Below are 10,546 nucleotides of genomic sequence, written 5' to 3'. Positions count from 1 at the left end.
TCTTCGTACTCATGCCAAGGGAAAGATACAACACCAAACTCGGGAATCCGTTGAATTACGTTGGCTTTTTCACGAATTTCGATACGTATTTGAATTGGATTCCCCGGTCCGGCATTCCAGTGCGCTTTGTCGACAGCGATTTCTAACAGAGAATTTGCTGCAGCTTTCACGTCCGCAGTCGGTTTAACTCCATTATGCCAGCGATACTCTCGGGTCTCGTTGCCATTCACTTGATACAAAACAACAATATCAAAGCGATGGAGATTTCGAATAAAGGAACCATCCAACGCTATTAGTAACCGTTGAGTGTCGTATCCAAACCGAACGCGTGTTACCGGATAATCACTTCGACGAATAGCTCCACGAGATACAACCTCGATCTCACCAGCGCCTAACCATTCGTAAAACGCTGTTTCCTTCCCATCGATGGTGATATCCAAATTCGCTGCCGGAAAAGTCGCATTAGGAGTCCGATTCCCGTGTGCCGGCTCTAACAAATCTTGCGGGATTGTGTCGCCAGTTAACTCATGCACCCGCGCTAAATGGCCGCGGAACAATCGATCGAACTCCGGATCGTTTTCCGATTGAAAAATATCTCCGTACCACCAAAACCAATCGGACGCCTGCGCAGAGAGTAGATGACTTTCGGCAACTTCATACTTCGACGAATCACGATTCGTTTGGAGCAGTTTGGTTGCCCGCTCGAGTTGATTCCATGCCCGATTCTTCTCGGTATCACCGCACCAAATGCGGAAATTGGCATTAATCCACGAACCGCTGGCAATCCAATCCAATCGGGTCGCCTCCATTTCATTGCACAATTTTGTGGGAGTTGTTGTCCGGAAATCATTACGCCGTACAAATGCCCGCGATAGTCCGGTTAAGAATCCCTCAGCACCATCATCATAAGCTTCCCACGCATTCTCGCCATCGAGGGCAATAGTGATTGCAGAATTATAATCGACTTTATTCTGCTCTTCGGTCAATTGGGCGAATAAATCTTCCAAGGCGGTTCCCGGTTCCCACGAATTGTACCGGAACCCAATCGCATCGGATAATGCCCGGTTACGGAAGAATAGTTTGAGCGGGCCATTCACAGTTTCCAAGCGATAGATTCGATTCCGTTCGACGGCTGTCACTTCGTGGCGAAGGCTACGAGCGAGAATCCCTTCATCGGTAATTGCCCATTGAAAATTCTGCTTAGCTGCACACTCTAAGGCTGCTGGCGAAACCGACCCTTCCGGCGGCCACAACCCTTGTACATCGTTATGCCAAACTCTTTGATGTAGCTTTCTTGCTCGCTTTAATTGTAACTGCGCATACTCAGGATGACGGTATGCCGGTTTTGGCAATGGTGCATCTGGCATCGCTTCCAGAGCGATATCGGAATCAATCAGCAGCGGTATTATTGGATGGGTGTACGGAGATGTACTAATCTCAATTTTACCACTTCGCAAGGCATCCCGATAACGTGGAATCAATCCGGCGACCGTATCCGCTTGTGTTTGCAACAATTGTTGCTTCTCGTCTTCGGTGAAGTTTGCCCCTTTAGCCAATAGTGAGGCAATCAGTGGCTGTTTCCGCAGAGTGAATCCACACCAGGAGAGATTAAACAATACTTGTAAATCACGCAACTCTTGATTGGTAAACGATTTTGCAGCACGAATCCGGTCAGTCTCGGTTATCCATCCATCTCGCTTGGCGAGTAATTGACGATATTTCGGCAGTGGTTGAATTAATGTGCGATGATTTGCCCAAAACGAAAAGGAGAGCAATTGAATTCGCTCTTCCAGCGTCAATTCCCGCGATGGTTTTGCGGCTAACAGATATTGCACATCGGCGCCGCTATCGGGATTCCACGATTCAAGTTGTTCGAGGAGCGTGCCGGTCCAGTTAATCGTCCATTTCGATTCGCCCTGCTCCAGCGCCGTTAAGATATCGCTGTAGCCTCGGCAGGCATGGAGTCGAACCCACGGCAGAGTCGGCAATCCCGACCACGGATCGCGGTAGTCAGGTTGATGAAAGTGCCGGAGAAACAGTAATGGTGTGCGGGTCATTCTTTTGTTTTCCGGCTACGAACCAATAACGATAAATCGAGCGGTTTTGCCGAGTGGGTCAATGCGCCAATCGCAATCCGGTCGACCCCTGCTGCGGCATAGGCAGCTACATTGTCCAACGTAACACCACCGGATGTCTCTAATACCGCCCGTCGCTGGTTGAACCGCACTGCCTCAATAGTCTGTTCGACGGTAAAATTATCGAGTAGGATTTCTTTTACACCGACTTTTAAAGCATTTTCCAATTCTTCCAGCGATTCGACTTCCAATTCAAACAACGGAGAATTTTTATGCGCTGCAATCGTTTGCAGTTTTTCTAACACCAACGGTAATCCACCGGCAGCAACCAAATGATTCTCTTTAAGTAATCCAGCAGCGGCAAGATTCATTCGATGGTTTTCTGCTCCGCCGACCCGAACGGCATACTTCTGTGCATCACGTAAGCCTGGCATAGTCTTGCGGGTATCACGGATAACGCAATCAAAGCCCACAACCGCGTCAACGAATCTACGGGTTAGGGTCGCAATACCCGATAAGTGCGACAGGAAATTCAGGGCGGTACGCTCACCGATTAGAATCGGTCGCAATCGACCAGTTAACGTTACCCATGGTTTCCCGGCGACTGCACGATCGCCGTCTTGAACATGCCATTTTTGTTCGATACCGGTACCTGCCTGCTAAAAAGTCTCCTGAGCTGCGGGAACACCACATACGATACCATCAACGCGGCTAATGATTTCTGCGGTGCCGATTGCATCTTCGGCGACAAACGTCAATGTTGTAACATCGGAATACGCGCCGTCTTCCCGTAATGCTCGCGCGACTGCTTCCGTCCACTCCGGTTGTTGCACTGCCTAACCCTCAATTGTCAAATTGACATACTTCGTTAAAATTGTTTTTGGTCCAACCGATGGAAATTCAACTAAAACTTTGTATCCACCATCAGCTGGTAATGCTGTTACTATACGACCGATTCCAAAATTCGGATGTCGCACCTTTTGACCACTTTTGTAAGTGTTGGTTGTCGAGCCGGGCAACGTCACTTTCGCCGCTTGGGGCGACGGTTTCGCACTCGGCATCGAGCGATTTGTAGTGGGAAACGCCGTTGGGCGATATCCGCCAAACAGATTCCCTTCGATTTCCCCGTTAGGCAATTCCGATAAAAAACTGGAAGGGAAAGTTCGATCGGTCTTACCGAATTTAGTCCGGAACGATGCACAACTCAATGCAAGTCGTTTCTTGGCACGGGTAATGGCGACGTAAAATAGGCGCCGCTCCTCTTCCAGCTCGCTCTCGCTATCGTCGGCATCGACGAGCGGAAACAACCCTTCTTCCAGACCGGTAACTGCCACTTGATCGAACTCCAAGCCCTTCGCGGTGTGTACCGTTAGTAACGATACAACCGCTTGGGATTCCAACGTATCCGCTTCACTTTGTAACTTCACGTTTTCGAGATATGTGGTAATTGAACTATCTGGATTCGCTTCCCGGAAACGTTTGAAATCCGCTAGCAATTCTTCGACGTTGCGGATTCGGTCGTCCCCTTTTTCTTCTTTCTTAAGCGCATCGAAATATCCGCACTTCGTGAGCCACTCCCTTACTACTTCGTCGGTTGCGTTGCTCTCTGCCAGTTTTCGATAACGACTAATCTCTGTAAGTAATACGTCCAACCCTTTGGGATAGCGACCACCGAAAAAGGATTTGAATTCCTCAAGTTGCACTGCGTCGAACAATCGCAATCCCCGTTCGCGGGCAAACAACCGGAGTTTGTCGAGACTAACTTTACCAACTCCGCGGGGCGGATTATTAATCATCCGCTCAAACGATAAATCGTCGATCCAACCGGAACCTTCGATTTCCGACTCCCGCAACATCAAACCGACCGGTTCCGATGTTTGGGCTGTATCCAGTTCTTCTACTTTGGCAAGGGCGGTAATATACGCTAATACATCCTTAACTTCCCGCCGCTTGTAAAACTCCAAGGCGCCGACAACGGTATAGGGAATTCCGCGCTGCATACAACACTGTTCAAACGCTAACGATTGCGCGTTGGTGCGGAAGAGCACCGCCGCTGTCCCGGAATCGGTATTAACCGATTCCTTTTTCGCGAATTGAAACCAATCGATCACCTTTTCCGCTTCTTCGCGCGCGTCAACTGCCATCATAAACCGGGGTTTCTCACCTTCACCCCGTTCCGTCCAAAGCGTTTTCCCTTTGCGCATCCGGTTCCGTTGAATCACGCTATCGGCAGCCCGCAGGATATTCGGCGTGCTACGGTAATTCTGTTCGAGGCGGAAAATCTTCGCACCGGGGAAATCTTTCTCAAATTCGAGGATGTTCCGGATATCGGCACCCCGCCACCCGTAAATCGCTTGATCGTCGTCGCCGACAGCACAAATGTTTTTTCGCTCCCCTGCCAGCAGTTTCACCAGTAAATATTGAATCCGGTTGGTGTCCTGATATTCGTCGACGTGGAGGTACTTCAAGCGATCGCGATAGAAGCGCAATACTTCTTCATTACTGCTCAAGAGTTTATACGCTTCAGTTAGTAAATCGTCGAGATCGAGGGCATTGCTCCGGCGCAGACGGTTGCGGTATTCTTCCCATAATGTCGCAATCAGGTCGTGAGCTTTTGGGTAACGGTGCGTTAAGTCGTCGCGGGTAAGCTGTTCGTTTTTCGCACCGGAAATCGCGTTTAATATCCGCGATGGAGTCCATTCCCCCTTATCGATATCGCGTTCCTTGAGCAGGTTTTTCACAACGGTTTCGGAATCGGCACGGTCGTAGATTGTGAAGTCGCGGGTAATGCCGATGCGGTCAGCTTCGCGGCGTAGCAACCGGACACAAAACTTATGAAACGTGGAGGCTTCGACTTCTCCAAATTTCAAAACTGGCGGCAAATCGGATTCCGCTAACAATGATTGGACCCGGTTTTTCAATTCGCCAGCAGCTTTATTGGTAAAGGTTACAGCGAGAATTTCGTAGGGGCGGGCTAAGCCATTTTCCACCAGATATGCGATACGATGCGCAACGGTTTTCGTTTTGCCCGATCCCGCGCCGGCAATAACGAGTACAGGCCCTTCCGTGAGCAGAACGGCATCGCGTTGCTTCGGATTTAATTCGGATAAATTAATTGCCACGTAGTTTCGAGCGCTCCGATGCAGGTAATTCGGCGGCTTTAATCCGTCGTAAAGAATCTCGTTCGGCGAGTTTTCGTTGTTTGACGACAGCCCGGGCTGAGTCCAACACAACTTTCGATTTTAGGTGACCCGAAATCGTCTCATTGAAGGCGTGGCTGCCATCCGCCTGCGAAACGAAAAAGAGATACTTCACCGGCGCGGGATTCAAAGAAGATTGAAACGCCGCTTTTCCCGGTGCGCAAATCGGGCCTGGTGGCAGACCTTTGTATAAATAGGTATTGTAAGGTGAGTCGATAGAAAGGTCTTTCGTTAGCAACCGTCGCGGCCCTTCCGGGAGGACATACTGGATCGTCGGATCGGCTTGGAGTAGCATACCTTTTTTCAACCGGTTATGGTACACTGCCGATACCAGAGGTCCTTCGGTACGGTTCTGTACTTCCGCTTCGACAATCGATGCGAACGTGACAAGCTCATGCAGCGAAAAATTGAATCTTCTTCGGGCAAGTTGCTCAAGCGAATCGGGGACCACTTCCCGGAATCGTCGCAACATTCGCTTCACCGCTTCGACTGGTGTCGTACCTTCCAACATTTTGTAAGTATCAGGAAAGAGGTATCCTTCGGCATTGTCCGCATCAATACCAAAACTCTCCAGCAGCACTTTGTTTTTTGCCGCTGCCATAAATTCGGTGGAGTCGATACCGATCGATTTCAATTCACTGGCAAACTGGGCTATTGTCCAGCCTTCCAGCAGTTTAACTACCCCACCCTCGCCACCGGGTTTCTCCAAGCGATCCAATAACGCCAACATGGTCATACTATGTTCAAACGGATATAAACCAGGCTGAATTCGCACATCAGCACCAATTAACTTCGCTGTTAACAAAAACAGTGTTTCGTTCCAGATTAGCTTGTTTTCCTTGAGGATACTGGCAACATCGCGAGTAGAGCTACCGGGTTCGATGCGAATCGAAACAGGTGATTTTGGATCGGGTGGTGGTGTGAAAAAGTAATATTGAAAAAAAACGATAAGAACGGCAACAACGATACTGGCAATCGCCCAATACAGTGATACGCGTGATGAAGCGGTAGATGTTTCCATAAGCCAAAGGCGCTTACGCCGCAAACTCCTGTTCGTCATTCGAGTCGTGTTCGTAACAGAGGATTCGTGGTTCGATTTCCTCTTGGGGTGGAATCGAAGCGATCGCTTTATTCAAATCTGTAAGAAATCGTTTGGAATCGGCAATTCCATTGCACCGGCAAGCTTCACGTAATGATTCATACTCAGCATGACGGCAACCGATACATTGAATACCATAATCGAGCATAACCGGAATCGTTTGTGGATACTTACTGATAACCGAAACGATTGACATTTCTTCATGTAACTGCGTCATCGTGACGATTCCCCCCGTTTCAATTAATCCCGATTCCTACCACTAATGGAAGTCAACTCATCTTTGGTTAGAGTCCGTAACTCCCCGGCTGGCAAGTTCCCCAATTGAATTGCACCGATGCGAACCCTAATTAATCTTTCTACTCGATACCCCAACGCTTGAAACATTCTGCGGACTTCGCGTTTCCTCCCCTCGTGCAGTTGCACGGAAACATCCGAGCCCGCTTCGACTTGCAACCAATCCGGTCGGCACCAACCATCTTCCAACTCAACACCATTGCTAAGCTCCTCAAAATCCAAGCGATGCAGCGGTCGGTTGAGGGTTACCCGATATTCCTTTGCCAATTCCTGGCTGGGATGAGTAATCCGATAGATAAGGTCCCCGTCGTTTGTAACAATCAGTAAACCTTCGCTCTCGGCATCCAGCCGTCCAGCCGGTTTCAACCCTAAACCCGGTGGTAACAGTTTACTAATCGGTTGACCGCGTTCGTAGCCGGTTTGTAATGTGGTAACATAACCGCGTGGTTTATGGAATGCAAACACGAGAATCGGTGTTACAGCTGGAAGTGGTTTGCTATCCAAAAGAACAATATCGTTATCCGGATTAATCTGCTCTCCGGCACGGGCAATCCGGCGATTTACCTGTACTCTGCCAGATTCGATCAGAGTATCGGCAGCGCGGCGTGATAGTCCGGTTCGTTCAGCGATCAGTTTATTCAAACGGACGGTATTCGCCATCTTAGTCGAAGACCGCAATCTTCCCGGCACGAGTGCGATATTGTTCATAAGGCACTTTATCTAACACACGTACTCTCGGCTTGATTTGGGAAAAGAGCCGCTCAAACCGTAACTCCAACGGTGTTACATAACCGGAAGCAAAATCGCTGGTGATATCAGTCGATAGATTATCGTAAACAATTGTAACAGTCTTCTCACCTTCGGGGAACCGCTTCCACAACGCCGATGAAGTCTCCATACTTGAACCGGTAAAAAATGGGCGGTTATTTACTTCGATTCGCAGTTTCCCGATATCGATTGGTTCACTCCCTTTCGGTACAACGATACCGAGATATGCATCGCCGGAAATTTTCGGATATGCTATCTGCAAAACTGTCGCTTCTCGTTTCGTTAAGGTGATATCGCGCGGGGGTGGTGTCTCGTACCCGGTTGCCGCAATTAACTCGATCCGGTATCTTCCTAACGGCAACTGCACGGAAATCGGTGTTGGTCCATACCGCTTCCCATTTATCGAAACTGATTGTCCGGTGGGATTCGTTTGTATTGTTAGGGTTTGTATTTCAACTTCGGAGTTTTCGGAAACCAATTCAAAGTATGCTGCTGCCAAACCGACATCGGGATCAACCGTTACCATCAGTTTCTCCGGTAACGAACGAAATCCAGCTTTCTTCAGCGAAACTTCGTAACTCCCCGGATCCAGTTGCTCCAATGTCGTTGGAGTTTCTTTTCCGGTTGATAAGCCATTGAGAAAAATCTCGGCTCCGGGTTTACTTGCCACAACTTGAATTGCTCCTACCCGCTGCATTGTTTGCATTGTTCGTGGGGTACGGGACGTCATCGGATTAGAGGGCGTCCGCGAGTTGGGAACAATTTGTGACATCTCCGGCTTAAACGAATTTGTGTCTTCTGAGATTTGTTTTAGATCAGTCGTTTCAATTCGGGTCGCGACAAACTTGACAGTTGTCGTATCATTGGGTTTAACCTCAACCGAATAGTAAATCGGATCGGTTCTCCAATGTGCTGGGTCTAACATTACCTTGCGATTTCCTTGCTTCACCGCCGGTATAACGGTATCCGTATGATACTGTGTTGACGCCCCATCGAGAAAGATTAACGCACCGGTTGGCTCCGATATCACTCGAACAAAACCGGATGGTTCCTCACGTTGAGCCACAATCAGGAAGTAATAAGCAAGTCCAATAGCAATCGAAAAGGGGATTACCATCCGAAGAATACTCCTGATGAAATCCCCTACGATAGCTCGAGTCCGTGAATCTAATAACGGCAAATGTTATGATCCTTTATTCGAGGGCATAAATGCCCGGAACAGCTCGATTGGTAATGGGAAAATAATGGTCGAACTATTTTCCGCCGCGATTTCCGTTAATGTTTGTAAATAGCGCAGTTGTAATGCGGTTGGATCGACCGATATCACCGTAGCAGCTTCCGCCAACTTTGCCGATGCTTGGAATTCACCGTCGGCGGCAATGATCTTGGCTCGCCGCATCCGCTCCGCTTCCGCCTGAGCCGACATCGCCCGTTTCATTTCCTGTGGCAAGTCGACTTGTTTTACTTCGACCGCAGTTACTTTAATACCCCATGGCCCGGTATGACGGTCAATAACTTCCTGCAATTGCAGGTTAATCTTTTCACGTTCCGATAATAAGTCATCCAACTCCATTTGTCCAAGAATCGAACGCAAAGTTGTTTGACTAAACTGACTGGTCGCAAAAAGGTAATTCTGAACTTCAGTAACAGCCTTCTTCGGTTCCATTACCCGGAAGAAGATAACAGCCGATACTTGCACCGACACATTATCCCGGGTAATGATGTCTTGCGGGGGCACATCCAGTGTTACCACCCGCAAATCCACTTTGACGATTTGATCGATAACCGGGATCAGGATGATTAATCCCGGTCCCTTAATATCGATTAAACGACCCAGCCGGAAGATGACCCCACGTTCATATTCCTTTAGAATCCGAATCATATTCGCAATCAGGAATATCCCAATCACGACAACGATTAGACCGAAGACTCCGATTTCACCGATCATACTTCCCTCCTTTCAGGAATTGGGAACAAGATCAATTGAGATGGGGGCGTATTGTGAATTACGCCCCCACGATTAGGAAACCTTCTTGGCTGCGGCTACATAGCCGTCAAGTTCCGCTTTATCACGTAACTCAGTGACTGCAACAGCGACCTGTCCTTCAAACTGATTGTCGAACCTGCCTAAATCGACACCAGCTAAGTAACCATCTGCCAACATCGCCTCGATGAATTTAACGCCGCCACACTTCGGAGCAATGACAAACTCGTTGAAAAATGCTCCGTTGTAAACCGGTTTCAATCCAACTTTCGCCAATTCACCGCTTAAGTACAACGCCTTTTGATGACTAAGGTATGCAACTTTCTTGACTCCCTCTTTTCCTAAAAACGAGAGGTTAAACAAAGCAGCAAGCATCATCAAACCTTGGTTGGTACAAATATTGGAAGTTGCTTTTTCCCGGCGAATGTGCTGCTCGCGGGTCTGCAATGTCAACACGAAACCGCGCCTTTGCTGGTCATCCATCGTCACACCGGCAATCCGTCCCGGCATGAGCCGCACATAGTCTTTCTTACAGGCAAAAATCCCGACATAGGGACCACCGCTGTTCAAACCGGGTCCGAAGCATTGTCCTTCCCCCACCACGATGTCCGCACCGTAATTGCCAGGTGCCTCTAACAATCCGAGCGAAACTGGGTACGTCGAAACGATGGATGGAATATTCAATTTCTTCGCAGCGGCGATTAGTCCCGCAGCATCTTCCAACTGCCCGAGGAAATTCGGTTGTTGTAACACGAGACAAGCGGTATCGGGTGTTAAATGCTTTTCGAGTTCTGCAACGCTTGTTACGCCATTCGTGAGCGGAACTTCGATCACAACTGGATCTGAAGCGCCAATAATTGTTTGTACAACCTGCCGGTAGAGCGGATTAACACCGCCCAAAACAACGATGCGGTCTTTCTTTGTGAAAGCACGCAATAACTGAATCGCCTCGGCAATCGCTGTTCCACCATCATACAATGATGCATTTGACACAGGCAACCCAGTCAAACGGGTCATTAACGACTGAAATTCATAAATACACTGCAGTGTACCTTGTGCCACTTCCGGTTGATACGGTGTATAAGCCGTATAGAATTCGGAACGTAGCAAGAGCGTATTGCTGTCT

At 48.7% G+C, this 10,546-nt stretch carries 8 protein-coding genes and 1 pseudogene; all 9 read right to left on the bottom strand.

What is annotated here, in order from left to right; translation table 11 throughout:
* The coding region (locus tag OEM52_10915; GenBank protein ID MDK9700643.1) for a glycoside hydrolase family 57 protein at positions 1-2,057 on the bottom strand (2,057 nt) is incomplete at its 3' end.
* A pseudogene (nadC, locus tag OEM52_10910) lies at positions 2,054-2,908 on the bottom strand (carboxylating nicotinate-nucleotide diphosphorylase). The pseudogene nadC and the gene OEM52_10915, both read right to left, overlap by 4 nt.
* Before the next feature lie 3 nt (positions 2,909-2,911).
* Complete coding sequence (locus OEM52_10905) at positions 2,912-5,197, bottom strand: UvrD-helicase domain-containing protein (GenBank protein MDK9700642.1); 2,286 nt, start codon at positions 5,195-5,197, stop codon at positions 2,912-2,914.
* On the bottom strand, positions 5,187-6,335 hold the full coding sequence (mltG, locus tag OEM52_10900; protein MDK9700641.1) for an endolytic transglycosylase MltG: 1,149 nt from the start codon (positions 6,333-6,335) through the stop codon (positions 5,187-5,189). The genes OEM52_10905 and mltG overlap by 11 nt, the downstream gene beginning before the upstream one ends.
* The gene (locus tag OEM52_10895) at positions 6,310-6,591 is read right to left on the bottom strand and encodes a DUF1858 domain-containing protein (protein ID MDK9700640.1); all 282 of its coding nucleotides are present in this window, start codon (positions 6,589-6,591) and stop codon (positions 6,310-6,312) included. Before OEM52_10895 ends, mltG begins: the two co-directional genes overlap by 26 nt.
* Before the next feature lie 23 nt (positions 6,592-6,614).
* The gene (locus OEM52_10890; GenBank protein ID MDK9700639.1) at positions 6,615-7,376 is read right to left on the bottom strand and encodes an rRNA pseudouridine synthase; all 762 of its coding nucleotides are present in this window, start codon (positions 7,374-7,376) and stop codon (positions 6,615-6,617) included.
* Complete coding sequence (locus OEM52_10885; GenBank protein MDK9700638.1) at positions 7,330-8,553, bottom strand: PEGA domain-containing protein; 1,224 nt, start codon at positions 8,551-8,553, stop codon at positions 7,330-7,332. Before OEM52_10885 ends, OEM52_10890 begins: the two co-directional genes overlap by 47 nt.
* Positions 8,554-8,619: 66 nt before the next feature.
* A complete protein-coding gene (locus OEM52_10880; GenBank protein ID MDK9700637.1) occupies positions 8,620-9,384 on the bottom strand; it encodes a slipin family protein in 765 nt (254 codons plus the stop codon).
* Between the two features lie 72 nt (positions 9,385-9,456).
* The coding region (gcvPA, locus tag OEM52_10875) for an aminomethyl-transferring glycine dehydrogenase subunit GcvPA (protein MDK9700636.1) at positions 9,457-10,546 on the bottom strand (1,090 nt) is incomplete at its 5' end.

This window comes from bacterium (genome assembly GCA_030247525.1).
GTDB lineage: Bacteria > Electryoneota > JAOADG01 > JAOADG01 > JAOADG01 > JAOTSC01.
This window is presented reverse-complemented; position numbering and strand designations above follow the sequence as displayed.

What these genes read in the sequence shown, in the direction of transcription:
- OEM52_10890 (MDK9700639.1), bottom strand. Translation starts at nt 7,376, where the DNA reads ATGAACAATATCGCACTCGTGCCGGGAAGATTGCGGTCTTCGACTAAG.
- OEM52_10885 (MDK9700638.1), bottom strand. Translation starts at nt 8,553, where the DNA reads ATGGTAATCCCCTTTTCGATTGCTATTGGACTTGCTTATTACTTCCTG.
- OEM52_10880 (MDK9700637.1), bottom strand. Translation starts at nt 9,384, where the DNA reads ATGATCGGTGAAATCGGAGTCTTCGGTCTAATCGTTGTCGTGATTGGG.
- OEM52_10895 (MDK9700640.1), bottom strand. Translation starts at nt 6,591, where the DNA reads ATGACGCAGTTACATGAAGAAATGTCAATCGTTTCGGTTATCAGTAAG.
- mltG (MDK9700641.1), bottom strand. Translation starts at nt 6,335, where the DNA reads ATGACGAACAGGAGTTTGCGGCGTAAGCGCCTTTGGCTTATGGAAACA.